This window comes from Pseudomonas sp. B2M1-30, from assembly GCF_025447575.1.
Lineage (GTDB): Bacteria > Pseudomonadota > Gammaproteobacteria > Pseudomonadales > Pseudomonadaceae > Aquipseudomonas > Aquipseudomonas botevensis.
The window spans coordinates 47,697-73,786 of the sequence record NZ_JAOEJT010000016.1; the positions used below are offsets into that span (position 1 = coordinate 47,697).

Below are 26,090 nucleotides of genomic sequence, written 5' to 3' on the forward strand. Positions count from 1 at the left end.
CATGAAGGCTTTCACTCAGCACACCGGTCTTGTGGCGCCGCTGGATCGTGCCAACGTCGACACCGATCAGATCATCCCCAAGCAATTCCTGAAGTCGATCAAACGCACCGGCTTCGGCCCGAACCTGTTCGACGAATGGCGCTACCTCGATGTGGGGCAGCCGTATCAGGACAACTCCAAGCGTCCACTGAACAAGGACTTCGTGCTCAACGCCGAGCGTTATCAAGGCGCCAGCGTGTTGCTGGCCCGGGAGAACTTCGGTTGTGGCTCCAGCCGTGAACACGCGCCGTGGGCGCTGGAAGAGTACGGTTTCCGCAGCATCATCGCGCCGAGCTACGCCGACATCTTCTTCAACAACAGCTTCAAGAACGGCTTGCTGCCGATCATCCTCACCGATGAAGAAGTCGACGAGTTGTTCAAGCAGGTCGAAGCCGAACCTGGCTATCAGTTGAAGGTGGATCTGCAGGCGCAGACCGTGACCCGTCCGGACGGCAAGTCCTACAGCTTCGAAATCGACGAGTTCCGCAAGCACTGCCTGCTCAACGGTCTGGACGATATCGGCCTGACCTTGCAGGACGGCGATGCGATTGCTTCGTTCGAAGCGGCGCACCGCAAGAGTCAGCCATGGTTGTTCCGCGACGCATAAGCAAGATTTGAGATTGATGTCGTCAGGCCGGGTTCTTCGTGGGCGTGCTCGCGAAGAACCCGGTCAGACACCCCAAAGTTTTGCCCCCAAAAGGATGTCCCCCATGACCAGCACCGCCCAGCACAGTCAGGTTGTACAAAAGCAATTCGGTGAACAGGCCGCCGCCTACCTGAGCAGCGCCGTTCACGCTCAAGGCACCGAATTCGCGCTGCTACAGGCTGAGGTGGCGGGGCAGGGCGAGGCTCGGGTGCTGGACTTGGGTTGCGGCGCCGGCCACGTGAGTTTTCATGTGGCGCCACTGGTGAAGGAGGTCGTGGCCTACGACCTGTCGCAGCAGATGCTCGACGTGGTTGCGGCGGCTGCCGTGGATCGCGGCCTGGGCAATGTGACCACGGTCAACGGTGCCGCCGAGCGCCTGCCGTTCGCCGATGGCGAATTCGACTTCGTATTCAGCCGTTATTCGGCGCACCATTGGAGCGACCTCGGCCTGGCCTTGCGCGAAGTGCGTCGGGTACTGAAACCTGGCGGTGTGGCGGCGTTCGTTGACGTGATGTCGCCGGGCAGTCCGTTGTTCGACACCTATCTGCAAAGCGTTGAAGTGCTGCGCGATACCAGCCATGTGCGCGATTATTGCGCCGGCGAGTGGCTGCGTCAGGTCAGCGAGGCGGGTCTGCATACCCGCAGCACCAGCCGTCAGCGCCTGCGTCTGGAGTACAGCAGTTGGGTCGAGCGCATGCGTACCCCCGAGGTGATGCGCGCGGCAATCCGCCAGTTGCAGCAGTCGATGGGCAACGAAGTGCGCGAATATTTTGAGATTGAGGCCGATGGTTCGTTCAGTACAGATGTACTGGTTCTGATGGCTGAACGCTAAAAGCATTTTTCCGGGCGCGCCGGTCAGCGGCGCACCGACTGAAGACATGAGGAAAGCATGAGCAAGCAGATTCTGATTCTCCCAGGTGACGGTATTGGCCCGGAAATCATGGCCGAAGCGGTCAAGGTTCTGGAGCTGGCCAATGACAAGTACCGCCTGGGCTTCGAGCTGAGCCATGACGTGATCGGTGGCGCGGCCATCGACAAGCACGGCGTGCCGCTGGCCGACGAAACCCTCGACCGTGCCCGCGCCGCTGACGCGGTGCTGCTGGGCGCCGTCGGTGGCCCGAAATGGGACACTATCGAGCGTGACATCCGCCCTGAGCGCGGCCTGCTGAAAATCCGTGCGCAACTGGGCCTGTTCGGCAACCTGCGTCCGGCGATCCTGTACCCGCAACTGGCTGACGCTTCGAGCCTGAAGCCGGAAATCGTTGCCGGCCTGGACATCCTGATCGTCCGCGAGCTGACCGGCGGTATCTACTTCGGCGCGCCGCGCGGCACCCGTACTCTGGAAAACGGCGAGCGTCAGTCCTACGACACCCTGCCGTACAGCGAAAGCGAAATCCGCCGCATCGCCCGTGTCGGTTTCGACATGGCCCGTGTGCGTGGCAAGAAACTGTGCTCGGTGGACAAGGCCAACGTGCTGGCCTCCAGTCAGCTGTGGCGTGAAGTGGTCGAGCAGGTCGCCAAGGATTATCCGGACGTCGAGCTGAGCCACATGTACGTCGACAACGCCGCGATGCAACTGGTGCGCGCACCGAAGCAGTTCGACGTGATCGTCACCGACAACATGTTCGGCGACATCCTGTCCGACGAGGCGTCGATGCTCACCGGTTCCATCGGCATGCTGCCGTCGGCCTCGCTGGACGCCAACAACAAGGGCATGTACGAGCCTTGCCACGGTTCGGCGCCGGACATCGCCGGCAAAGGCATCGCCAACCCGCTGGCGACCATTCTGTCGGTGTCGATGATGTTGCGTTACAGCTTCAACCTGAACGATGCGGCCGATGCCATCGAGCAAGCCGTCAGCGTGGTTCTGGATCAGGGCCTGCGTACCGGTGATATCTATTCGGCCGGTTGCACTAAAGTCGGAACGCAGGAAATGGGCGACGCAGTAGTCGCCGCGCTGCGGAATCTGTAATCTCTGCGGCCCGCTGCGAAATTCAATACGAAGCAGCGGCCCACTTTTCAAGAAGGTGTAGTTGCGATGAAACGTGTAGGTCTGATCGGTTGGCGCGGCATGGTCGGTTCCGTGCTCATGCAGCGGATGCTGGAAGAGCAGGATTTCGATCTTATCGAGCCGGTGTTTTTCACCACTTCCAATGTCGGTGGCCAAGGCCCGTCCGTGGGCAAGGACATTGCTCCGCTCAAGGACGCTTACAGCATTGAAGAGCTGAAGACCCTCGACGTGATCCTGACCTGCCAGGGCGGCGACTACACCAGCGAAGTGTTCCCCAAGCTGCGCGAAGCCGGCTGGCAGGGTTACTGGATCGACGCGGCCTCGAGCCTGCGGATGAACGATGATGCGGTCATCATTCTCGATCCGGTGAACCGCAAGGTCATCGACCAGCAGCTCGACGCGGGCACCAAGAACTATATCGGCGGCAACTGCACCGTCAGCCTGATGCTGATGGGCCTGGGCGGTCTGTTCGAGGCTGGCCTGGTCGAGTGGATGAGCGCCATGACCTATCAGGCGGCCTCCGGTGCCGGCGCGCAGAACATGCGTGAACTGATCAAGCAGATGGGCGCGACCCACGCCGCTGTCGCCGATCAACTGGCCGATCCTGCCAGCGCGATCCTCGACATCGACCGTCGTGTGGCCGAAGCCATGCGCAGCGACGCCTATCCAACCGAAAACTTCGGTGTGCCCCTGGCCGGCAGCCTGATCCCGTGGATCGACAAGGAACTGCCGAACGGTCAGAGCCGTGAAGAGTGGAAGGCCCAGGCCGAAACCAACAAGATCCTCGGTCGCTTCAAGAGCCCGATCCCGGTCGACGGCATCTGCGTGCGCATCGGCGCCATGCGCTGCCACAGCCAGGCGCTGACCATCAAGCTGAACAAAGACGTGCCGATCGCCGATATCGAAGGGCTGATCAGCCAGCACAACCCTTGGGTCAAGCTGGTGCCGAACAACCGCGAAATCAGCATGCAGGAGCTGAGTCCGACCAAGGTCACCGGCACCCTGAATGTTCCGGTGGGCCGTCTGCGCAAGCTGAACATGGGCTCGCAATTCGTCGGCGCGTTCACTGTCGGCGACCAACTGCTGTGGGGCGCGGCCGAGCCGCTGCGCCGCATGCTGCGGATCCTGCTCGAGCGTTGATCGTCTGAAGCAATCAAAGAACCCGCGCCTTGAAAGAGGTGCGGGTTTTTTTATGTCCGCGAAGGGGTCGGTGCAGCCCGTGCAAAACCCGGCAGAAATTGCCTGCATCCCCCTCAGCCGGTAAAGTGCCGCTCCCCCCGTTTCGCCAGAGGCCGCACCATGACCCAGACCCTTGATATTGCCGTGATCGGCGCCACCGGTACGGTCGGCGAAACCCTCGTCCAGATTCTCGAAGAGCGCGACTTTCCGGTCGGCAATCTGCATCTGTTGGCCAGCAGCGAATCCGCTGGCAGTTCGGTGATGTTTCGCAACAAGAGCGTGCGAGTGCGTGAGGTCGACGAGTTCGACTTCAGCAAGGTCAAACTGGCGTTTTTCGCCGCCGGCCCGGCGGTCACCCTGAGCTACGCGGCTCGTGCCCATGCCGCCGGTTGCTCGCTGGTCGATCTGTCCGGTGCGTTGCCGGCGGATCAGGCGCCGCAAGTGGTGCCGGAAGCCAACGTTCAGGTGCTGGATGGTCTGAACGTGCCATTCCAGGTCAGCAGCCCAAGCCCGTCGGCGACCACCCTGGCCGTGGTGCTGGCGCCGCTGCTTGAGCTGATCGACCTGCAATACGTGCATGTCACGGCGAATCTGGCGGTTTCCGCCCAGGGGCGTGAGGGGGTGACCGAGCTGGCGCGCCAGACCGCCGAATTGCTGAATATGCGTCCGCTGGAGCCGAAATTCTTCGACCGGCAGATGGCCTTCAACCTGCTGGCCCAAGTCGGCACTCCGGATGCCCAGGGCCACACGCTGCTGGAAAAACGTCTGGTGCGCGAGTTGCGCCAGGTGCTGGCCCGACCTTTATTAAAGATTTCCGCGACTTGCATTCAAGCCCCGGTGTTTTTTGGCGATAGCTTTAGCGTGACCTTGCAGTCAGCGAACGCGGTCGACCTGGAAAAGGTCAACGCCGCCCTCGAGGACGCGCCGGGCATCGAGCTGGTCGAGGCTGGCGATTATCCGACGGCGGTCGGTGACGCGGTGGGGCAGGACGTGGTCTATGTCGGGCGGGTGCGCGGCGGTGTCGACGAACCGGCGGAACTTAATCTGTGGCTGACGTCAGATAACGTACGCAAAGGTGCGGCCCTCAACGCGGTGCAAGTGGCCGAGTTGTTGATAAAAGACCTGCTGTAAAAGATACTTGGCAACAATTTGTCGACTGATTCTAGGCGGGCGCTATGCTTGCCCGGAACACTCGATAACGTAATACCCTCCGGGACTTTCCGGGGCATCAAAGAAATGATCGCGCGCGACATCTGTCGTCGTCGCGCGCAATGCCTTACGGCAGCGGTAATCAACATCTTCTCGCTGGCCGAGGAACGTTCAAACAAAGGATGAGGCTATGGTTCAAGTTCGCAAACTGGTGTTAGCAATAGCGGCCGCCTCGGCGCTGTCCTCCGGTATGGCGCATGCCCTCGGGCTCGGGGAGCTGACCCTGAAGTCGACCCTGAACCAGCCGCTGGTGGCGGAAATCGAGCTGCTCGACGTCAAGGACCTCACCGCTGCCGAAGTGGTGCCGAGCCTGGCCTCGCCGGAAGATTTCGCCAAGGCCGGCGTCGATCGCCAGGCCTTTCTCAATGACCTGACCTTTACCCCGGTGCTCAACGCCAGCGGTAAAAGCGTGCTGCGCGTGACATCGAGCAAGCCGCTGTCCGAACCGATGGTGAAATTCCTCGTGCAGGTCATGTGGCCCAATGGTCGCCTGCTGCGCGACTACAGCGTGCTGCTCGATCCGTCGAAGTTCTCGCCGCAGACCGCCGATGCCGCCGCCCAGCCTGCGCCGTCGCAAACCATTACCGCGCCGACCACTGGTGCCACCCATCCTGCCCAGCACACCACCACCCCGCGCGACACCCTCTGGGAAATCGCGGCGAAGGCGCGTACTGGCGGTTCGATTCAGCAAACCATGCTGGCGATCCAGGCGTTGAACCCGGATGCGTTCATCGACGGCAACATCAACCGTCTGAAGACCGGTCAGGTGCTGCGGATGCCGGACGCCGTGCAAAGCACCGCGTTGCCGCAGTCCAAGGCGATTGCCGAAGTGGCGGCGCAGAACGAAGCCTGGCGTTCCGGGCGCCGTTATGCGGCCAAACCGGGCACTGGGCAGCAACAACTGGACGCTACCAAGCGTGGCCGTGGCAACACCGGTGCCGCGCAAAACACCAAGGACAACCTGAGTCTGGTTTCCGCTGAAAGCGCCAAGGGCCGTGGTAAAGGCCCGGCCGGCGATGCCAAGGCGTTGAGTAATAAACTCGCGGTCACCCAGGAAAGCCTCGACACGACCCGTCGTGACAACGAGGAACTGAAAAGCCGCATGGCCGATCTGCAAAGCCAGCTGGACAAGCTGCAACGTCTGATCGAGCTGAAAAACAATCAATTGGCGAAGATGCAGGCCGAGGGTTCGGGCACTGCCCCGGCCGCTGCTGCGCCAGCCGTGCCGACGGTTCCGGCGATCACTGCCGAACTGGCCGCCACTCCACCCGCCACGCCGGCTGAAACGGCCCCGGCAGTGCCGGCACCTGAGGCGGCTGCTCCGGCCCCGGTCGAGCCGGTGGTCGAGCCAAAACCTGCCGCCGATGACGACAAAGCCTTCAACGAACTGCTGACCAATCCGATTCTGCTGGGCCTGGTTGGCGGTGGCGCGGTGGTGCTGTTGCTGCTGTTGTTGCTGCTGGCACGTCGCCGCAAGGCTCAGCAGGAAGCCGAGAAGCATCTGCGCATGGCTCGTGCCCTGGAGGAGCAATCGTTCTCGCCTGAGCTGGACCTGCCGGAAGACAGCTTCGATGGTCTGGAAGTGCCGGCGGCCAGCGTCAAGCTCGCACCTGCACCTGCACCTGCACCTGCACCTGCACCTGCACCAGCGCCGGTGGTGGCTCCGGTGGTGATGGCCGAGCCGATCGCCGCGCCGCTGGTCGCACCGGCCGCCGAGCGTTCCGACGACGTACTGGCCAAGGCGCAGTCGCACATCGATGGTGGTCGTCTGAACCAGGCGGCGGCGTTGCTGGAGGAGGGCGTCAGCCTTGAGCCGCAGCGCAGCGATCTGCGTCTGAAGTTGATGGAAGTCTACGGTCGCCAGGGTGATCGCGACGCGTTCGTCGGTCAGGAGCGTCAACTGGTTGCCAATGGCGACAACTTCGCCAAGGTCGAAGAGCTGAAAACCCGCTTCCCGGCCATGGCGGTCGTCGCGGCGAGCGGTCTGGCGGCCGCTGCCATCGCGGCCGAACTGGACGCGGAGTACGTCAAGGAGTTGCTGCTCGACGAGCCTGAAGCGCCTGCGCCTCTGGACAACGAGCTGGACAGCGCCTTCGACCTGAGTCTCGACGATCTCGACAAGATCACTCCGGTGGAGCCGGCAGCGGTCGAGCCGCAAGCACCGGTCGAGCTGGACGAATTCCCGTCCGACGATGACCTGAGCTTCGAATCGGTGCTGCAACAGCAGACCGAGATCAAGGAAAACCTCGACGACCTGTCGGAGTTCGACCTGGATCTGGACCTCGGCGCCGAACCGTCGCCAGCCTTGGCAGCCGAAGACGACTTCCTGCTGGATCTGGACGAAGGCGTGAAGGATCTGCCACCGGTCGAGGCGCCAGCCGTGGCCGAGGTGCCGCTGGATGATCTGGAACTGCCAGCCGATTTCGATCTGTCCCTGGCGGACGAAATGGACGCCACCCCGGCCGAACCGGATGCGTTCGCGGCGGAGCTGGATGACGTCAACGCCGAGCTGGATCGTCTGTCGAGCAGCATCGCCGAGCCGAGCTTCACTGAAGCCGACGCGGCGCTCGGTGGTGATCTGAACGACGAGGACTTCGACTTCCTGTCCGGTACTGACGAAGCCGCCACCAAACTCGATCTGGCCCAGGCCTACATCGACATGGGCGACAACGATGGCGCGCGCGACATCCTCAACGAAGTGCTGACCGAGGGTGACGACAAGCAGCGCGGCGAAGCCAAGGAAATGCTTTCGCACCTGGCTTGAGTCTGCGTTCGGCAGTAAACAAAACGGCAGCCCCTCGAGGCTGCCGTTTTTTGTTGGAGGTGGGCTTGCGCACAAAGAGGCCGGGACGTCCGGCGGAGAACTTTCTAGCATCCCCGGGCCACGGCCTTATAATGCCCGCCTTTGTACATCAGCAGGCTGTCCCACCTTGGCAAACATAGATAACCCCGCCGCCGAAATGGCGCCCGAAGGCTTTTTCCGCGTCGCGCTGGGCGTTGAATACAAGGGTTCGCGCTACAGCGGCTGGCAGCGTCAGTCCACGGGTGTGGCCACGGTGCAGGAAACCCTGGAAAAAGCCTTGTCGAAAGTCGCCAACACGCCGATTTCGATCCAGTGCGCCGGGCGTACCGATGCCGGCGTGCATGCCTGCGGGCAGGTGGTGCATTTCGATACCCAGGTCGAGCGTTCGCTGAAGGCCTGGGTCATGGGCGCCAATATCAATCTGCCCCACGACATCAGCGTCAGCTGGGCCAAAGTGATGCCGGCGCATTTTCACGCGCGTTTCAAGGCGATCGCGCGGCGCTATCGCTATGTGATCTACAACGATCAGATCCGCCCGGCGCATCTCAATGAAGAAATCACCTGGAATCACCGTCCGCTGGATGTCGAGCGCATGGCCGAGGCCGCGCAGTATCTGGTGGGCACCCATGATTTCAGCGCGTTCCGTGCCGGTCAGTGCCAGGCCAAATCGCCGATCAAGCAACTGCATCACCTGCGCGTGACCCGTCACGGCAAAATGATCGTGCTCGACATACGTGCCAGCGCGTTCCTGCATCATATGGTGCGCAATATTGCCGGGGTGCTGATGACCATCGGTGCCGGCGAGCGCCCGGTGGAGTGGATGAAAGAGGTGCTTGAAAGCCGCGAGCGGCGCTCCGGCGGGGTCACGGCCCATCCTTTCGGTCTGTATCTGGTGCAGGTCGAGTATCACGACGAGTTCCCGTTGCCCGAGCGTTTCATCGGGCCACATTTCCTTACCGGATTCTCGGAACTTGACGGCTGACGCCCTCCAATCCATTTGTTACCATCCGGGACTTTCTCGGATTTGCCTTGGGGTTTTATCGACATGTCAGCCGTTCGCAGCAAGATTTGCGGGATTACCCGCATAGAAGATGCGTTGGCCGCCGTCGAAGCCGGAGCCGATGCCATCGGCTTCGTGTTTTACGCCAAGAGCCCACGGGCCGTGACCGTGCAGCAGGCGCGAGCGATCATCAAGGCATTGCCGCCGTTTGTGACCACGGTCGGGCTGTTCGTCAACGCCAGTCGCTGCGAGCTGGGGGAAATCCTCGATGCCGTGCCGCTGGATCTGCTGCAATTTCACGGCGACGAAACCGCCGCCGAGTGCGAAGGCTGGCATCGGCCGTACATCAAGGCCCTGCGGGTCAAGGCGGGCGATGACATCGCCGCCGCCTGCAATGCCTACCCGAGCGCCAGTGGCGTATTGCTCGACACCTATGTCGAAGGCGTGCCCGGCGGAACCGGTGAGGCATTCGACTGGTCATTGATTCCGCAAGGCTTGAGCAAGCCGCTGATCCTGGCCGGCGGCCTCACGCCGGACAACGTGGCCGAGGCGGTCGCCCGTGTGCGGCCTTACGCGGTGGACGTCAGCGGCGGGGTAGAGGCGAGCAAGGGCATCAAGGATCACGCAAAGATTCAAGCGTTCATCAACGCCGTGCGCGGTAACGCGTCGTCGATGTGACGGCTGGCAGACTGCCGCCGTCCATAACAGCACTTGCACAAAGCAGGCATGGCTGAGGGTTTTTGGGGTTGCACGCAGGTCATGTCTCGCGCTGACCGTGGCGTTCCATCGATCATCGCCACACACACATGAATTTAGCTGAAGGGCATACGCGGGGCCGCGAACCAGAGCGTTCGGGCCGCCGGTACTGGAGAAAGAAAGCATGAGCAACTGGTTGGTAGACAAACTGATCCCTTCGATCATGCGTTCGGAGGTCAAGAAGAGCTCGGTGCCTGAAGGTCTGTGGCACAAATGCCCGTCCTGCGAGGCTGTGCTGTATCGTCCGGAGCTGGAAAAGACCCTAGACGTTTGCCCCAAGTGCAGCCACCACATGCGCATCGGCGCACGTGCGCGGATCGATATTTTCCTTGATGCCGAAGGTCGCGCCGAGCTGGGTGCCGATCTGGAGCCGGTTGACCGTCTGAAATTCCGCGACGGCAAGAAGTACAAGGATCGCCTGACCGCTGCACAGAAGCAGACCGGCGAAAAAGACGCGCTGATCTCCATGAGCGGCACCCTGCTGGGCATGCCGGTGGTGGTTTCGGCGTTCGAATTCAGCTTCATGGGTGGTTCCATGGGCGCCATCGTCGGTGAGCGCTTTGTGCGCGCCGCCAACTACGCGCTGGAAAAACGCTGCCCGATGGTCTGCTTCGCTGCCTCCGGAGGTGCGCGCATGCAGGAAGCGCTGATCTCGCTGATGCAGATGGCCAAGACCTCGGCGGTGCTGGCGCGTCTGCGCGAAGAAGGCATTCCGTTCATTTCGGTACTGACCGACCCGGTCTACGGCGGCGTTTCCGCCAGTCTGGCGATGCTCGGCGACGTGATCGTCGGCGAGCCGAAAGCCCTGATCGGTTTCGCCGGTCCGCGCGTGATCGAGCAGACCGTGCGTGAAAAACTGCCGGAAGGCTTCCAGCGCAGCGAGTTCCTGCTGGAACACGGTGCAATCGACCTGATCATCGACCGTCGCGAGCTGCGTCCGCGCCTGGGCAACCTGCTGGCACAGATGACCGGTCAGCCGACGCCAAAGTTCGTTGCCGCTCCGGTTGAGCCGATCGTCGTTCCGCCGGTGCCTGCCAACGTATGACCGAGCGCACCCTTGGCGAGTGGCTCGCCTACCTTGAGCAGTTGCATCCCTCGGCCATCGACATGGGGCTGGAGCGTTCGCAACAGGTAGCGTCCCGCATGGGGCTGGGCCAGCCGGCGCCAAGGGTGATTACGGTCACCGGCACCAACGGCAAGGGTTCGACCTGCGCTTTCGTGGCTTCGTTGCTGCGGGCGCAGGGCCTGAGCGTTGGTGTCTACAATTCTCCGCATCTGCTGCGTTACAACGAGCGGGTGCAGCTCAATGGCGTCGAAGCGACCGATGCCCAGTTGTGCGAAGCCTTCGCAGCGGTCGAGGCCGGGCGCGGCGACACTTCCCTGACTTACTTCGAAATGGGCACCCTGGCGGCATTCTGGCTGTTCCAGCAGTCCGCGCTCGATGCCGTGGTGCTGGAAGTCGGTCTGGGCGGGCGTCTGGACACGGTCAACGTGGTCGACGCCGATATCGCGCTGGTCACCAGCATTGGCGTCGATCATGCCGATTACCTGGGTGATACCCGTGAGTCCGTGGCGTTCGAGAAAGCCGGGATTTTCCGCCAGGGCAAGCCTGCGTTGTGCGGCGATCTGAATCCTCCGCAACCGTTGCTCGACAAGGCGCGCGAACTGGCCTGCCCGTTCTTCCTGCGCGGACGTGATTTCGACCTGGGGATTACCGACCAGCATTGGCAATGGCGTGGTACGGATGCTGACGGTCACGTAGTCGAATTGCGCGATTTGCCGCTGCTCGACCTGCCAATGGAAAACGCCGCACTGGCGTTGCAGGCTTATCTGCTGCTCGGGTTGCCTTGGGAGGCGGGGCAGATTGCTGCGGCTCTGCAAGCCACTCGCGTGGTCGGTCGCCTCGATCGGCGTTCGTTCGAGTGGAGCGGCAAGCGCCTGAGCCTGCTGCTCGATGTCGGTCATAACCCCCATGCGGCGGAGTATCTGGCCCGGCGTCTGGCGGCCAGACCTCCGGTCGGCAAGCGTCTGGCGGTATTCGGCCTGCTGGCGGACAAGGATCTGCCAGGCGTCGTTGGCGAACTGAATGCCAGCGTCCAGCACTGGGCCGTGGCGCCGCTGGATTCGCCGCGCGCTCGTCCGGTGGCCGAATTGCATGAAGCATTGCAGAACCTTGGGGCTTCGGTGACGTCTTACGACAGCGTCGCGGCCGCCCTGGAAGGGCAGTGCGCGGTGGCGACCAGTGACGACGAGATTCTGTTGTTCGGATCATTTTATTGTGTCGCCGAGGCCCTCGAATGGCTGGCCCGGCACTCCACGGAGGAAGCGGCAAATGGCTTTGCTGGATAAAGCGTACAAGCAGCGCATGGTCGGTGCCCTGGTGCTGGTGGCGCTGGCGGTGATTTTTCTGCCGATGCTGTTTACCCGTGAAGACGAACAGCGTCAGGTGACGGTCGAAGCGCCGGCAGCTCCGCAGGCGCCGGCTGTTGCGCAGATCCAGATGGAAACGGTGGCTGTGCCGGAACCGCAAGTGTTGCCGCAAGAGCCTGTGCCGACTGATGACGAGGTTGCGGAGCAGGTTGCGCCGTCCAAGCCGATTGCCGCTGCGCCGGCTCCGGCACCTGCGGCGCCTGTTGCGGCCGCAAAACCGGTGGCTCCGGCACCGGCGCCCGCCGCCAAACCTGCGCCGATCCCGGCGCCGGCTCAGCCGATTGCTGCGGCTCCCGCCAAGCCTGATACCACCCAGAGTCGGGTTGACGCCAATGGCCTGTCGGTGAGCTGGTCGGTGCAGCTTGCCAGTCTGTCGAGTCGCGCCAGCGCCGAGAGTCTGCAAAAAAGCCTGCGCAGCCAGGGCTACAACGCCTATATCCGTTCCGCCGAGGGCAAGAATCGGGTGTTTGTCGGGCCGCTGATCGAGCGCGCCGAAGCCGATCGTCTGCGCGATCTTTTGAGCCGTCAGCAGAATCTCAAGGGTTTTGTCGTGCGCTTCCAGCCTGAGCGCGGCTAAAAACTATCGCCCGGATTGAAATGCACTGACAATCGCAGCTTACCGACGGCCCTGCGCTCTGCTAAAATGCGCCGCCTTATCCGTCTGTAGGCTGCACTGTGCCATTTACCTGGGTTGACTGGGCGATCGTTGCAATCGTCGCCATCTCCGCTTTGATCAGTTTGAGCCGCGGCTTCGTCAAAGAAGCGTTATCGCTGGTGACCTGGATCATCGCAGGAGCGGTTGCCTGGATGTTTGGTGGCTCACTGTCCGAGTACCTCGCCGGATACATCGAAACGCCATCGGCTCGCGTGATCGCGGGCTGTGCCATCATGTTTGTCGCCACACTGATCGTGGGCGCAATGATCAATTATCTTATCGGCGAACTGGTTCGCGTCACCGGATTATCCGGCACCGACCGGTTCCTGGGCATGGCCTTCGGCGCTGCGCGTGGCGTGTTGCTGGTGGTCGTGGCAGTCGGGCTGTTGAGCCTGGGGCCGGTACAGCAGGACGGGTGGTGGAAAGAATCCCAGCTCGTGCCAAAGTTTCTATTGGTCGCAGACTGGTCCAAAAACCTGATACTGGGTTGGAGCAGTCAGTGGCTTGCCAGCGGAATCAGCGTACCCGCTGATATTCCGTTCAAGGAGCAACTCTTGCCGTCGGCCAAAACGCCTCAGTGAGTGTTGTTCAGTTCAGATCCATTAAGTAGGGGTTGCGTCGCATGTGTGGCATCGTCGGTATCGTCGGTAAGTCGAACGTCAATCAGGCGCTGTATGACGCGCTAACCGTGCTCCAGCACCGCGGCCAGGACGCTGCCGGTATCGTGACCAGCCATGATGGCCGGTTGTTCCTGCGCAAGGACAATGGCCTGGTGCGTGACGTGTTTCAACAACGTCACATGCAGCGCCTGGTCGGCCACATGGGTATCGGCCACGTCCGTTACCCGACTGCCGGCAGCTCGACTTCGGCCGAGGCCCAGCCGTTCTACGTCAACTCGCCGTACGGCATCACCCTGGCGCACAACGGCAACCTGACCAACGTCGAGCAGTTGGCCAAAGAGATCTACGAATCCGATCTGCGTCACGTCAACACCAGTTCCGATTCGGAAGTGCTGCTCAACGTGTTCGCTCACGAGCTGGCCCAGCGCGGCAAGCTGCAGCCGACCGAAGAAGACGTGTTCGCTGCGGTGACCGACGTACACAACCGTTGCGTTGGCGGTTATGCGGTGGTGGCGATGGTGACCGGTTACGGCATCGTCGGTTTCCGTGACCCGCACGGCATCCGTCCGATCGTGTTCGGCCAGCGTCACACCGACGAAGGCGTCGAGTACATGATCGCTTCCGAAAGCGTCTCCCTGGACGTGCTCGGCTTCACCCTGATCCGCGACCTGGCACCGGGCGAAGCGGTCTACATCACCGAAGACGGCAAGCTGCACACCCGTCAGTGCGCGACCAACCCGTCCCTGACCCCATGCATCTTCGAACACGTCTATCTGGCGCGTCCGGACTCGATCATCGACGGCGTGTCGGTCTACAAGGCCCGTCTGCGCATGGGTGAGAAACTGGCCGAGAAGATCCTGCGCGAGCGTCCAGAGCACGATATCGACGTGGTCATCCCGATCCCGGACACCAGCCGCACCGCCGCGCTGGAGCTGGCCAACCACCTCGGTGTGAAATTCCGCGAAGGTTTCGTCAAAAATCGTTACATCGGTCGTACCTTCATCATGCCGGGCCAGGCGGCGCGCAAGAAATCGGTACGCCAGAAGCTCAACGCCATCGAGCTGGAGTTCCGTGGCAAGAACGTGATGCTGGTGGACGACTCCATCGTGCGTGGCACCACGTGCAAGCAGATCATTCAGATGGCCCGCGAAGCCGGCGCGAAAAACGTCTACTTCTGCTCCGCAGCCCCGGCGGTGCGCTTCCCGAACGTGTACGGCATCGACATGCCGAGCGCCCACGAGCTGATCGCGCACAACCGTTCGACTCAGGACGTGGCTGATCTGATCGGCGCGGACTGGCTGATCTATCAGGATCTGCCTGACTTGATCGAAGCGGTCGGCGGCGGCAAGATCAAGATCGAGCAGTTCGATTGCGCGGTGTTTGACGGCAAGTACGTCACCGGTGATGTCGACGAGGCCTACCTGAACAAGATCGAGCAGGCGCGTAACGATGCCTCCAAGGTCAAGACGCAGGCGGTCAGCGCGATCATCGACCTGTACAACAACTGAGTGACTACCGGCCCTGAGGGGCCGGTTTTGTATCTGGCAAAAAGACTTTCAATTTTCGAGAACAGGGCAAGGAGTGACAGCATGAGTCAGGAATGGGATGCCGGTCGGCTGGACAGCGACCTCGAAGGCGTAGCGTTCGATACCCTGGCCGTACGTGCCGGTCAGCACCGTACGCCGGAAGGTGAGCACGGTGATCCGATGTTCTTCACTTCCAGCTACGTGTTCCGTACCGCCGCCGACGCTGCCGCGCGGTTTGCCGGTGAAGTGCCGGGCAACGTCTATTCGCGTTACACCAACCCGACCGTGCGCGCATTCGAAGAACGCATCGCCGCGCTGGAAAGCGCTGAACAAGCGGTCGCCACCGCGACCGGCATGGCCGCGATCATGGCGGTGGTGATGAGTCTGTGCAGCGCCGGCGATCATGTGCTGGTGTCGCGCAGCGTATTCGGCTCGACCATCAGTCTGTTCGAGAAGTACTTCAAGCGTTTCGGCGTGGAAGTCGACTACGTGCCGCTGGCGGACCTGTCGGCCTGGGATGTGGCGATCAAGTCCAATACCAAACTGCTTTTCGTCGAGTCGCCATCCAATCCGCTGGCCGAGCTGGTGGACATCACCGCACTGGCGGAAATCGCTCACGCCAAAGGCGCGATGCTGGTGGTCGACAACTGCTTCTGCACCCCGGCGTTACAGCAACCGCTGAAACTCGGTGCGGACATCGTTGTGCATTCGGCGACCAAATTCATCGATGGCCAGGGCCGTTGCATGGGCGGTGTGGTTGCCGGTCGCAGCGAGCAGATGAAAGAAGTCGTCGGCTTCCTGCGTACCGCCGGGCCGACTTTGAGCCCGTTCAATGCCTGGATTTTCCTCAAGGGCCTGGAAACCCTGAACCTGCGGATGAAGGCGCACTGTGCCAACGCCCAGCAACTGGCTGAGTGGCTGGAGCAGCAGGACGGCATCGAGAAGGTGCATTACGCGGGTCTCAAGAGCCATCCGCAGCACGAACTGGCCCAGCGCCAGCAGAAGGGCTTCGGCGCGGTGGTGAGTTTCGAAGTCAAAGGCGGCAAAGAGGGCGCCTGGCGCTTTATCGATGCGACCCGACTGATTTCGATCACCGCCAATCTCGGTGACAGCAAAACAACCATCACGCACCCGAGCACCACCTCCCACGGTCGCCTGGCGCCGCAGGAGCGGGAAGCGGCGGGTATCCGTGACAGCCTGATCCGCATTGCGGTCGGTCTGGAAGACGTGGCAGACCTGCAAGCGGACCTGTCGCGCGGTCTGGCGGCGTTGTGATCGAGTTGTCCTCTCCCAATGCGAGCACCCATGGCCGCGTTGCGCTGGTCACGGGGGCCGCTCGCGGTATCGGTCTGGGGATCGCAGCCTGGCTGATCAGTGAAGGCTGGCAGGTGGTGCTGAGTGACCTGGATCGTGCGCGTGGCTCGAAAGTGGCGAAGCTACTGGGCGAAAACGCCTGGTTTGTCGCGATGGACGTGGCTGACGAGAATCAGGTGAAAGTGGGCGTGGCCGAAGTGCTGGGGCAGTTTGGTCGTCTGGATGCCTTGGTGTGCAACGCGGCGGTGGCCGATCCGCACAACATCACGCTGGAAAGCCTTGATCTGGCTTACTGGAATCGAGTGCTGGCGGTGAATCTCACCGGGCCGATGCTGTTGGCCAAGCATTGTGCGCCTTATCTGCGGGCGCACAGCGGGGCGATCGTCAATCTGGCGTCGACCCGCGCGGCGCAGTCTGAACCCGATACCGAGGCTTATGCGGCGAGCAAGGGTGGCCTGTTGGCGCTGACCCATGCATTGGCGATCAGCCTGGGGCCGGAGATTCGCGTCAATGCCGTCAGTCCGGGCTGGATCGATGCGCGGGATCCTTCGGCGCGTCGCGCTGAACCGTTGACCGAAATCGATCATGCCCAGCATCCGGCGGGCAGGGTAGGGACGGTCGAAGATGTGGCGGCGATGGTCGCCTGGTTGCTGTCGAAGAATGCCGGTTTCGTCACGGGCCAGGAGTTCGTGGTGGACGGCGGCATGACCAAGAAGATGATTTACAGCGAGTAGATCGCGCTTTAACCCGGGCGTCGGTGGCGGATGTGCCGATGTCTTCGCGAGCAGGCCCGCTCCCGTATTTGGAATGCATTCCTCTTGTGGGAGCGGGCCTGCCCGCGAAAGTGGTCTGGTTGCGCAGGGGAGGGCGGTTGGCGCTGATTCCCGGCGCAGCGACATGATTTTGTCTTTTTCAGAAAAACTTCAATCCTGCTATTGACTTAGGTTCGCTACCTGCGTAAATTTCGCGGCCTCGGAGATGCAAACGGGTGATTAGCTCAGCTGGGAGAGCGTCTGCCTTACAAGCAGAATGTCGGCGGTTCGATCCCGTCATCACCCACCACTCCCGAGAGTCTTGCGAAAGCAAGATGGAAGGCTGAAATGCCTCCACCGACGCGCAGCGGTAGTTCAGTCGGTTAGAATACCGGCCTGTCACGCCGGGGGTCGCGGGTTCGAGTCCCGTCCGCTGCGCCATATTTTACGAGTCAGGCGATGTCTGGTTCGCGATTGCAAAGCACCGAAGCTTTCAGTCAAACGAGTTACTTGAGCGCAAGCTCAAAGCGATACGCAGCGGTAGTTCAGTCGGTTAGAATACCGGCCTGTCACGCCGGGGGTCGCGGGTTCGAGTCCCGTCCGCTGCGCCATATCTGCTTCGAGGACCACTGAACGCCTTGAAGCGCCGAAACCAGCAGCTGGCTGATTCGGATCGATAGCAAAGACCCTGGTCGAAAGACCGGGGTTTTTTGTGTCTGAAATTTGACCTTTCCTCCTTTGCCCCCTCCCAAGCTCCGGCTCCCTCATCAGCACAAATCCCACAGTGTTTTTTTGATTCTTTAGTCAGATTTTTGTTTCCAGTTGTTTTCCGCAGGCGCAGAAACCTATAAAGTTAACCTTTCGGTCAGCTTTGCACTGTCATCACAGCCCTTTGTTTCGCCAGAAAGGGCTTCTGCAAGACTCGAGATTCCCAGTACATAACCAGAAGGGTGGATCCATAACCACCCAGAGGATGATCCATGTCCAACCGTGAAATATCCCGGCGCTCGTTCCTTCAGGGCGGGCTGGTGGCGGGGGTGAGCGTCACGCTCACGCCGCTCAGCAGCCAGGCGCTGGCTGCCTTGATGGAAAACAGCGTGACCGTGCCGTCCGAGCAATGGCTCGGCAATAACGGCAAGGCACGCCAGCGTAACGATGCCTTGTCCAAGGTCTGCGGCAGCAAAGTGTTTGCTCGCGACATCCGTTCCAGGGACATGCCGGGCTGGCCTCAGCAGCAAGGCCATGCCATGTTGCTGAAAACCATCAAGGCCGACCGCATCTACGACGGCTATGACCTGTCGTGGCTCGGTGCCGAGTTGCAGCCTGATCGCATCGTCACCGCTGCCGATCTGGACCAGGACGGCATCGTATTCCCGGAAGAGCACGCCCCGGACCCGTTGCTGCCGCCAGGCAAGGTGCCGATGTTCATCGGTCATCCGGTGGCGATCCTGATCTGGAACGATTTCGAGCGTTTCCGCCAGGCCAAGAACAAACTCAAATTCAATGACAAAGCGATTCGTTACGGCGCCCAGGTGCCGTTCTACGAAGGCGATCCCTATGGCAGTTTCCGTTACGTGCGCGTCGGTGGTGCGACTTCGGCGGACGAAGATGAGTTCGCCAGTCTCAAGGACTCGATCCTGTTCCCGATGCTCAAGAATCGTCGCCCGGTATGGAATTCCCAGCCGAACCTGCACGGCAACCTGACCGAGCGCGGCCTGTTCTACGCCGACCGCATGAAAAAAGAGATCGACACGCCGCCGGACAACTGGCTGGTGTTCGACGAGCGCTACAAGACCCCATCGATCGAACCGGCCGCCATGGAGCCGGACAACGGCAACGGCTGGTACGACCCGGCGACCAAGACCCTGCATTTCGTCGTCGCCACCCAATGCCCGCTGGAAACCGCGACCGAGACCGCGAAAATGATCGCGCCGTCGCGCTATGGCCTGGCCAATCTGAACATGCACCCTGGCTACACCGTGGGGTACGGTTCGAAAGACCACAACATTTTCGTTTACTACGCAGCCCTTGCCGCGTTGTACGGCGCCGGTGTGCCGGTGCGTCTGGCGAACGACCGCTACGAGCAGTTCCAGAGCGGTATCAAGCGTCACCCGTTCGACATCCGCTATCAATTGGCGGTGGACAAGACCGATCACAGCTTCAAGATTTTCCGCGCGGAAATGAGCGTCGATGGCGGTGGCCGGATCAACTACAGCCCGTCAGTGGCGGCGGTTGGCGCCACGGCGGCGCAATCGATCTACTACATGCCGCAAAACGATCTGCAGGTCACCGCGTACCACTCCCGCGCGGTTGAAGCGGGTTCGATGCGCGGCTACGGCACCCTGCAAAGCATGGCTTCGACCGAAATGATGGTCGATGAAATCGCCGATCGCCTCGGTGTCGATGCGATCGACCTGCGTCGCAAGAATGCGTTGCGCTCGGGGATGAAAAACACCCAGGGCGCGATTCCGGCCGGTGCGTTGCGCCTGCACGAGATTCTCGACAAGGCGTCGCTGCACGAAGTCTGGAAAAACCGCGACGCGATCAAGAAGCAGCGCGAAGCGGCGGATCCGGATAACTGGTACGGCGTCGGTTTCGCCATCTGTCAGAAAGACTTCGGCACCGGCTCCGAAGCGCCGATGGCCAGCATCGAGTTCAGCGCCGACGGGCGTATTTCCCTGCGTCATATCGGCATCGAGATCGGCACCGGCATGTCCACTTCGCAAGCGCTGGTCGTCGCCGATTTCCTCGGCAGTCCGGCCCACGATGTGAAGACTGGCGAAACCGAATGGAAGGAAATGCAGCTGGTCACCGCCGGCAACCCTTACATCATGAGCCAGGCCGAGCAGGACAACTTCCTGCGCAATCCACGCTGGGTCGGCAAACTGGCGTCGGCCTCGTCGGCGACCAACTCGGCCTACTACTTCAGCCACGCCACCCGTGAAGCGGCGCGTGTGCTGTTCAACCACGGTTTGTGGCCGGCAGCGCTGGAAATCTGGCGACAAGGCCCGTACGGCGGCCAGGCCAACCCTTATGTGGTGCGGCGTGAAGACGCGCATTGGGTCGACGGCAAGCTGACTGCCAACGGCATGCAGCCACTGAGCTTCGAAGAGCTGGCCAAGCGTGCCCATGAACGCGGTCTGGTGACCGGTGCCACGGTACACGGCTTCAACCGCTGGAGCTGGGCCGAGGCCGAGTACAGCATCGACGGCGTGCGCGAACGTCTGCCGCTGGATGGTCTGGCCGTGAAGTACGGCGATGGCGCTCCAAATGCGAAAAAGGCGCAGATGAACAGCGCCGGTTTCCACCTGCTGGATCGGCAGAACGTCGCCTATCCGGTGGTTCAACTGAACAATGCCGCCGTGACGTACTACAGCCCGGTCGCGACGCTGGTGGAACTGAAGGTCAACAAAGGTTCGGCAGAAGTGGAAGTGCTCAACCATCACTCGTGGCTGGAGTGCGGCCGGGTGCTGGTCGAAGAACTGGTCAAGGGCCAGCTCGAAGGCGGAATCGCCATGGGGATCGGCCACGCGCTGATGGAAGAGATGCCGTTGTACGAGGGCGGGCCGGGGGAGGGTGACTGGAACTTCAACCGTTATCGCCTGCCGATGGCGCGTCACGTTGCGGTGTGGAAACAGACGGCGGAGATCCTGCCGCCCCTGTCGCCAAGCGACCCGTCCAAAGGCATCGCCGAGGTGGTGATGATTCCGGTGGTCGGCGCCATCGGCAACGCCGTGGCTCACGCCATCGGTAAACGTGTTCGCGATCTGCCAATCACTGCTGCGCGCATCAAGGAGGCCCTCAATGGCTAACCGTCCGCTTCAACTGACTCTCAACGGTCAATCCGTCGGCCCGGTGGACATCCCTGATGACCTGCCGATGATCGATTACCTGCACGAATACAAGAACCTCACCGGTTCGCGCCTCGGCTGCGGCCAGGGTATCTGCCACGCCTGCGTGGTGATCGTCGACAACCCGGACGGCACCAGCGAAGAAGTGCGCACCTGCATCACTGGCGCGCATTACTTCGAGGGCAAGAAAGTGCGCACCATCGAAGGCCACGCCAAGCGTGACGAGCAGGGCCAGGTCACCGAACTGAACCCGATCCAGCAGCGTTTCGTCGACGAATTCGCTTTCCAGTGCAGCTATTGCGCGCCAGGTTTCGTCAATGCCGCCACCGTGCTGGTGGAGAAACTGCAACGCCAGCCGATCGTCAAAAGCCAGCTGGAGCAGGTCATCGAGGACAGCCTCGGCCATCACGTCTGCCGTTGCACCGGGTACGTGCGTTACTACAACGCCACCCGCAACGTGCTGACCGATCTCGGCCTGGTCAAGGAGGGTTAAGCATGAAGCGTTTATTGACCCGCCTGACCCTGGCGGTCGGGCTGGCTGCGCCGGTGTTTCTGGCGCACGCGGATGATGCGGTCAAGCGCGGCGAGTACCTCGCCCGCGCCGCCGACTGCATGGCCTGCCACACCGCGCCGGGCGGCGCTCCCTATGCCGGCGGGCTGCCGATCGTGTCGCCGTTCGGCACAATCTACGGCACCAACATCACCCCGAGCAAGGAGCACGGGATTGGCCTCTACACCGATGAAGAGTTCTTCGCCGCGCTGACCAAGGGCAAGCGTCGTGATGGCGCCAATCTGTACCCGGCAATGCCTTACACCTCGTATCACTTGATGCCGCGAGAGGACTCGGACGCGATTCACGCGTATCTGAAAACCGTCGAGCCTATCGAGCGCGCTGCGCCGGTGACCAGCCTGAGCTTTCCGTTCAACGTGCGCCTGGGCCTGACGGGCTGGAACATGCTGTACGGCAAAGACGTGAAGCTGGAGTCCGCCGAGGGCAAAAGCGAAGCCTGGAAGCGCGGCCAATACATGGTCGACGTGCTCGGCCATTGCGGCGAATGCCACACCCCGCGCGGTTTGCCGGGAGCGATGCAGCAAGACAAACGCATGACTGGCGGCATCCTCAACGGCTATCTGGCGCCGAGCCTGCTGGCGACAGACCTGGCGGCACGGGGCTGGAATCATCAGGATCTGAGCACGTTCCTCAAGCACGGGATGAGCGCCCAGGGCACGATGTTCAACGAGATGTTTCCGGTGTTCCACAACAGCACTCAGGGCCTGAACGATCCTGACCTGGCGGCGATGGCCACCTTCCTGCTCGGCGACAAGCCGCCAGCGGCAAAAGAGTTGACCGAAGTGTCTCTGGACAAGCTCAGTGCCAGTGCCCAGCGTGGTCGTCAGGAATATTTGAACGTCTGCGCCGGGTGTCACGCGGCCGGTGGTGAGGGCAAGCCGCACATCGCCGTCGCCATGCGCGGCAACACCACGCTGCGCCTGGAAGATCCGCGCAACTTGCTGCGGGTCATCGAGGATGGCATCGGCGAGCAGAAATTCGCCGGGTTCGAACACATGCAACCGATGCCGGGTTTCGCCGACAAGCTGAGTGCCGAGCAACTGACCGATCTGCTGAATTACCTGCGTCAGGGTTGGGGTGGTCAGACGGGCGAACTGGCGATTGGCGATGTGCAGAAGCTCCAGGCTGACGCACCGTCCGTCGAGCATAAGGCGCACTGACCATGCAGCATCTCGATCTGCAAGTGGTGCGCCGAGCGCTGGAGTGGTCGACCGCCGGACAGCGCATCTGGCTCTGTACCGTGCTGACGACCTACGGCTCGGCGCCGCGCGCGCCGGGTTCGCTGCTGGCGGTGAACGATGGCGGGCAGTGGATCGGGTCGCTTTCCGGCGGCTGTGTCGAGGAAGACTTTCTCGAGCGCGTCGCGGAAGGTGCGTTTTTCGATCCGGTCAACGTCGTGCGTTACGGGGAAGGCGACGATCCGCGTTCGCGGGTCAGCCTGCCCTGTGGCGGTATTCTCGATGTGCTGGTAGAGAAATTTGACGCCGGCTGCGAGGTGCAGGCGCATCTGCGTGAACTCGAATCGGCGCTGCTGGGGCAGCGTCGGTTGATCCGCGAGGTCGATCTGGCGACAGGTGCGCGCGGTCTGTTTGCCGATCGCGAGCAAGGTGCGCGGATCGAGCGCGAGATTGATCGGGTAAGGATTCGTGTCGGCGCGGCCCAGCGATTGTTGCTGGCGGGGTATTCCAGCGTGGCGCAGGCATGTGCCGATTTTGCGGTCGGTCTCGGGTTCGAGGTGATTCTCTGTGATCCCCGCGATGAGGTGCTGGAAGGTGTGGTGCTTGATGGCGTGGAGATTCGTCGGCAATTGCCGTCGGTGTTCATTGCCGATGGCGGCTGTCACCGTGATACGGCGGTGGTGGCGTTGACTCACGATCCGCGTATCGACGACCTGGCGATGATGGAGGCGGTGCGCACCGAGGCTTTTTATATTGGTGTGATGGGTTCGCTGCAGACGTCGCAGAAGCGCTTCGAGCGGTTGCGTCGGATTGGCGGGCTGGGGGAGGGCGAGCTGGCGCGGATTCACGCACCGATCGGCCTGAACCTCGGCAGCAAGACCCCGGCGGAAATTGCTCTGGCGGTGCTGGCGGATATCTTGCGGATCCGTAGCGGGATTGCTCGGGAGCAGCTCTGATTCCCGGGCAAAAAAAAGGGCCGCTGTCATAGCGGCCCTTTTCTATTTGGGGCTCATCAAACGCCCAGTTTGTCCCGCAGCCCGTAATACCATGCGCCCAGCGCGGCAAACGGTGTGCGCAGCATTTGCCCGCCAGGGAAGGGGTAATGCGGCAGATCGGCAAACGCATCAAAACGCTCGGCCTGACCGCGCAGGGCTTCGGCCAATACCTTGCCGGCCAGGTGCGTGTAGGTGACGCCGTGGCCGCTGCAACCCTGGGAGTAATAGATGTTGTCGCCCAGGCGTCCGACCTGCGGCAAGCGCGACAGAGTCAGCAGGAAATTTCCGGTCCAGGCGTAGTCAATCTTCACATCCTTGAGTTGCGGGAACGCCTTGAGCATTTTCGGGCGGATGATCGCCTCGATGTTCGCCGGATCCCGCGCGCCATAGACCACGCCGCCGCCGAAGATCAGACGTTTGTCACCTGTAAGGCGGTAGTAGTCGAGCAGGTAATTGCAGTCTTCAACGCAGTAATCCTGCGGGAGCAGGGTTTTCGCCAGTTCATCACCGAGGGGCTCGGTCGTGATGACCTGCGTACCGCACGGCATTGATTTGGCCGCCAGTTCCGGCACCAGATTGCCGAGATAGGCGTTGCCGGCCACGATGATGAACTTGGCCCTGACCTTGCCTTGCGGCGTATGCACCACCGGATTGGCGCCGCGCTCGATGCGCACGGCTGGCGATTGTTCGTAGATCGTGCCGCCCAGGGATTCCACGGCGGCGGCTTCACCCAGCGCCAGGTTCAATGGATGAATATGGCCGCCGCTCATGTCGAGCATGCCGCCCACGTATTGATCACAGGCCACCACTTCGCGGATGCGGCGCTGGTCGAGCAGCTCCAGTTGTGTGTGACCGAAGCGCTCCCACAGGCGCTTCTGTGATTCCAGGTGACCCATCTGCCTGGCCGAGAGGGCGGCGAACACGCCGCCGTCCTTCAGGTCGCACTGGATGTTGTATTTGCTGACCCGCTCACGAATGATCCGGCCGCCTTCGAACGCCATCTGCCCAAGCAATTGCGCCTGTTTCGGGCCGACCGTGCGCTCGATCACATCGATGTCACGGCTGTAGCTGTTGACGATTTGCCCGCCATTGCGACCCGAGGCGCCGAAGCCGACCTTGGCCGCCTCCAGAACGGTCACGCGAAAACCGTTCTCCAGCAGAAACAGGGCCGAGGAAAGCCCCGTATAACCAGCGCCAATCACACAGACATCCGTCTCCACATCATCCTGCAAGGCCGGACGTGGCGGTACGGCATTGGCCGATGCCGCGTAATAAGACTCTGGGTAAGGGGTGTTCGCCATCCTGCAGCCTCTGTTTAATATATTTTACGAGTGCGTCGATCCTACCCGAGTTGAAAATCCTCCGCCAGCCACCGGAAAATCTTCTTTGCCGGGGCGAAATTAAATATTTTGCATATTCATAGGGTTAGGTGAAAAAAAGGTGTTGACACCCCTCCGGAATTCCGTAGAATGCCGCCTCACAGCAGGCACGTAGCTCAGTTGGTTAGAGCACCACCTTGACATGGTGGGGGTCGTTGGTTCGAGTCCAATCGCGCCTACCAAACAAAATCCGCTCTGCTGGGCGGTCTAGAGGGGTCACCGGAAACGGTGACCCCTTTTTGCTTTTTGTCGTTTGCAAAACTTTTGCAGAACCCATCTTGAGCGTTTCTGTGTCGGACTGGATTTTTCGGTTGTGGCTCAATTGCCGTCTATCAGCAATTTTTGTTATCAGCCATGAAAATAGTGTGGATATTGAAAGGCTTACGATTCTATTTAACCAACCAGTTATCGAAAATAGCTTGTTACAAGTACGTTGGTTCAGTAATATCCGTCCCGCGTTCACCACCACGGTTTATGCATTTTTAAATCCCAAGCTTCCATCAGCTGCTTGGGATTTTTTTTGCCTGCGATTTGCCTTCCTCTGATATCCCTTCCTGTCCTTTCGACAAGTATTGCGCTCGACGCTCTGTCGGGCAGAGTCGCGCTTTATCGACTACTACTGTCTGGCCGATTTCCTACTCTGCCTGACGGGAGTTCATCAATGCTGGTTCATTGGTTTCTTGCAGCGATTCATCTATTGGCGTTTGCCTTGGGCTTCTGGGCCGTGTTGACTCGTGGAACGGCATTCAGTCGTCTGGCGGCCGGGGCGGGTGAAGTTCGACGAGTATTGCTGGCGGACAATCTGTGGGGGATTTCGGCGCTGGTGTTGCTCGTCACCGGCGGCATGCGCGCCTTTGGTGGTTACGAGAAGGGTTCTGATTATTACCTGCACCAACCGCTGTTCCATCTGAAGATGACGCTGTTTGTGCTGATCCTGCTGTTGGAGCTCGCACCGATGGTCACGCTGATCAAATGGCGTATCGCCCAGGCGCGGGGCGCGACCCTCGATATCGGACGTGCAAAGGTATTTGCCCGCATCAGTCATGTCGAAGCGTTGTTGTTGATTCTGATGGTTGTGGCGGCCACCGGCATGGCGCGTGGCGTGACGTTCGGCTAGACGGACAGATTCCCTGCTCTTCTTCGGAAACGTCCGACAGCCAACCATTGAAATGATGG

At 61.4% G+C, this 26,090-nt stretch carries 22 protein-coding genes and 4 tRNA genes; 25 read left to right on the forward strand and 1 reads right to left on the reverse strand.

Annotated elements, in window-relative coordinates; genetic code table 11:
- The first annotated feature begins 1 nt into the window (after position 1).
- The 22 genes from leuD to N8H74_RS25095 all read left to right on the forward strand — a co-directional run bounded on the left by leuD (position 2) and on the right by N8H74_RS25095 (position 23,496).
- Positions 2 to 646, forward strand: a complete 645-nt coding sequence (leuD, locus tag N8H74_RS24990) for a 3-isopropylmalate dehydratase small subunit (protein ID WP_217831704.1) — start codon at positions 2 to 4, stop codon at positions 644 to 646.
- Positions 647 to 749: 103 nt separating this feature from the next.
- The gene (locus tag N8H74_RS24995) at positions 750 to 1,517 is read left to right on the forward strand and encodes a class I SAM-dependent methyltransferase (protein ID WP_217831705.1); all 768 of its coding nucleotides are present in this window, start codon (positions 750 to 752) and stop codon (positions 1,515 to 1,517) included.
- A gap of 57 nt (positions 1,518 to 1,574) precedes the next feature.
- On the forward strand, positions 1,575 to 2,657 hold the full coding sequence (leuB, locus tag N8H74_RS25000) for a 3-isopropylmalate dehydrogenase (RefSeq protein WP_217831706.1): 1,083 nt from the start codon (positions 1,575 to 1,577) through the stop codon (positions 2,655 to 2,657).
- A 66-nt stretch (positions 2,658 to 2,723) separates the two neighbouring features.
- A complete protein-coding gene (gene asd / locus N8H74_RS25005) occupies positions 2,724 to 3,836 on the forward strand; it encodes an aspartate-semialdehyde dehydrogenase (RefSeq protein ID WP_011333354.1) in 1,113 nt (370 codons plus the stop codon).
- Between the two features lie 159 nt (positions 3,837 to 3,995).
- Entirely contained in the window at positions 3,996 to 5,006 is a 1,011-nt protein-coding gene (locus N8H74_RS25010; RefSeq protein WP_262151103.1) for an aspartate-semialdehyde dehydrogenase, read from the forward strand.
- Between the two features lie 208 nt (positions 5,007 to 5,214).
- Positions 5,215 to 7,848 carry a FimV/HubP family polar landmark protein gene (locus N8H74_RS25015; protein WP_262151105.1) on the forward strand — a complete coding sequence of 878 codons (2,634 nt, stop codon included), beginning with the start codon at positions 5,215 to 5,217 and terminating at the stop codon, positions 7,846 to 7,848.
- A gap of 196 nt (positions 7,849 to 8,044) precedes the next feature.
- Positions 8,045 to 8,869: a tRNA pseudouridine(38-40) synthase TruA gene (gene truA, locus N8H74_RS25020; RefSeq protein WP_217831759.1), complete on the forward strand. Its 825-nt coding sequence runs from the start codon at positions 8,045 to 8,047 to the stop codon at positions 8,867 to 8,869.
- Between the two features lie 63 nt (positions 8,870 to 8,932).
- Positions 8,933 to 9,565, forward strand: coding sequence for a phosphoribosylanthranilate isomerase (locus N8H74_RS25025; protein ID WP_217831709.1), 633 nt, complete (start codon positions 8,933 to 8,935; stop codon positions 9,563 to 9,565).
- A 202-nt stretch (positions 9,566 to 9,767) separates the two neighbouring features.
- Complete coding sequence (gene accD, locus N8H74_RS25030; protein WP_262151107.1) at positions 9,768 to 10,688, forward strand: acetyl-CoA carboxylase, carboxyltransferase subunit beta; 921 nt, start codon at positions 9,768 to 9,770, stop codon at positions 10,686 to 10,688.
- Positions 10,685 to 11,992, forward strand: a complete 1,308-nt coding sequence (folC, locus tag N8H74_RS25035; RefSeq protein WP_262151109.1) for a bifunctional tetrahydrofolate synthase/dihydrofolate synthase — start codon at positions 10,685 to 10,687, stop codon at positions 11,990 to 11,992. Before accD ends, folC begins: the two co-directional genes overlap by 4 nt.
- Positions 11,976 to 12,650: an SPOR domain-containing protein gene (locus tag N8H74_RS25040; protein WP_262151111.1), complete on the forward strand. Its 675-nt coding sequence runs from the start codon at positions 11,976 to 11,978 to the stop codon at positions 12,648 to 12,650. The genes folC and N8H74_RS25040 overlap by 17 nt, the downstream gene beginning before the upstream one ends.
- Positions 12,651 to 12,748: 98 nt before the next feature.
- Positions 12,749 to 13,309, forward strand: a complete 561-nt coding sequence (locus tag N8H74_RS25045; RefSeq protein ID WP_186552365.1) for a CvpA family protein — start codon at positions 12,749 to 12,751, stop codon at positions 13,307 to 13,309.
- A 41-nt stretch (positions 13,310 to 13,350) separates the two neighbouring features.
- On the forward strand, positions 13,351 to 14,856 hold the full coding sequence (purF, locus tag N8H74_RS25050; protein WP_217831713.1) for an amidophosphoribosyltransferase: 1,506 nt from the start codon (positions 13,351 to 13,353) through the stop codon (positions 14,854 to 14,856).
- Between the two features lie 81 nt (positions 14,857 to 14,937).
- On the forward strand, positions 14,938 to 16,149 hold the full coding sequence (locus tag N8H74_RS25055) for an O-succinylhomoserine sulfhydrylase (protein WP_262151115.1): 1,212 nt from the start codon (positions 14,938 to 14,940) through the stop codon (positions 16,147 to 16,149).
- Complete coding sequence (locus N8H74_RS25060) at positions 16,146 to 16,922, forward strand: SDR family oxidoreductase (RefSeq protein ID WP_217831715.1); 777 nt, start codon at positions 16,146 to 16,148, stop codon at positions 16,920 to 16,922. Before N8H74_RS25055 ends, N8H74_RS25060 begins: the two co-directional genes overlap by 4 nt.
- A gap of 252 nt (positions 16,923 to 17,174) precedes the next feature.
- Positions 17,175 to 17,250 (forward strand) — tRNA-Val (locus tag N8H74_RS25065).
- A 54-nt stretch (positions 17,251 to 17,304) separates the two neighbouring features.
- A tRNA-Asp gene (locus N8H74_RS25070) sits at positions 17,305 to 17,381 on the forward strand.
- 93 nt (positions 17,382 to 17,474) lie between these two features.
- Positions 17,475 to 17,551 (forward strand) — tRNA-Asp (locus tag N8H74_RS25075).
- A gap of 369 nt (positions 17,552 to 17,920) precedes the next feature.
- Positions 17,921 to 20,752, forward strand: a complete 2,832-nt coding sequence (locus tag N8H74_RS25080; RefSeq protein WP_262151118.1) for a xanthine dehydrogenase family protein molybdopterin-binding subunit — start codon at positions 17,921 to 17,923, stop codon at positions 20,750 to 20,752.
- The gene (locus tag N8H74_RS25085; protein ID WP_217831717.1) at positions 20,745 to 21,284 is read left to right on the forward strand and encodes a (2Fe-2S)-binding protein; all 540 of its coding nucleotides are present in this window, start codon (positions 20,745 to 20,747) and stop codon (positions 21,282 to 21,284) included. Before N8H74_RS25080 ends, N8H74_RS25085 begins: the two co-directional genes overlap by 8 nt.
- 2 nt (positions 21,285 to 21,286) lie before the next feature.
- Entirely contained in the window at positions 21,287 to 22,522 is a 1,236-nt protein-coding gene (locus tag N8H74_RS25090) for a cytochrome c (RefSeq protein ID WP_262151120.1), read from the forward strand.
- Positions 22,523 to 22,524: 2 nt separating this feature from the next.
- Positions 22,525 to 23,496: an XdhC family protein gene (locus tag N8H74_RS25095; RefSeq protein WP_262151123.1), complete on the forward strand. Its 972-nt coding sequence runs from the start codon at positions 22,525 to 22,527 to the stop codon at positions 23,494 to 23,496.
- 56 nt (positions 23,497 to 23,552) lie between these two features.
- Here the strand turns inward: N8H74_RS25095 and N8H74_RS25100 are convergent, their stop codons facing one another.
- Positions 23,553 to 24,836 (reverse strand): FAD-binding oxidoreductase, encoded by a 1,284-nt coding sequence (locus tag N8H74_RS25100; protein WP_262151124.1) that lies wholly within the window; start codon positions 24,834 to 24,836, stop codon positions 23,553 to 23,555.
- Positions 24,837 to 25,019: 183 nt separating this feature from the next.
- Here N8H74_RS25100 and N8H74_RS25105 point away from each other — a divergent pair.
- From N8H74_RS25105 to N8H74_RS25115, 3 genes are all read left to right on the forward strand, one after another.
- Positions 25,020 to 25,096 (forward strand) — tRNA-Val (locus tag N8H74_RS25105).
- Positions 25,097 to 25,204: 108 nt separating this feature from the next.
- Positions 25,205 to 25,459, forward strand: coding sequence for a hypothetical protein (locus tag N8H74_RS25110; protein WP_217831721.1), 255 nt, complete (start codon positions 25,205 to 25,207; stop codon positions 25,457 to 25,459).
- Positions 25,460 to 25,575: 116 nt separating this feature from the next.
- Positions 25,576 to 26,031 (forward strand): DUF2214 family protein, encoded by a 456-nt coding sequence (locus tag N8H74_RS25115; protein ID WP_217831722.1) that lies wholly within the window; start codon positions 25,576 to 25,578, stop codon positions 26,029 to 26,031.
- Positions 26,032 to 26,090: the final 59 nt, after the last annotated feature.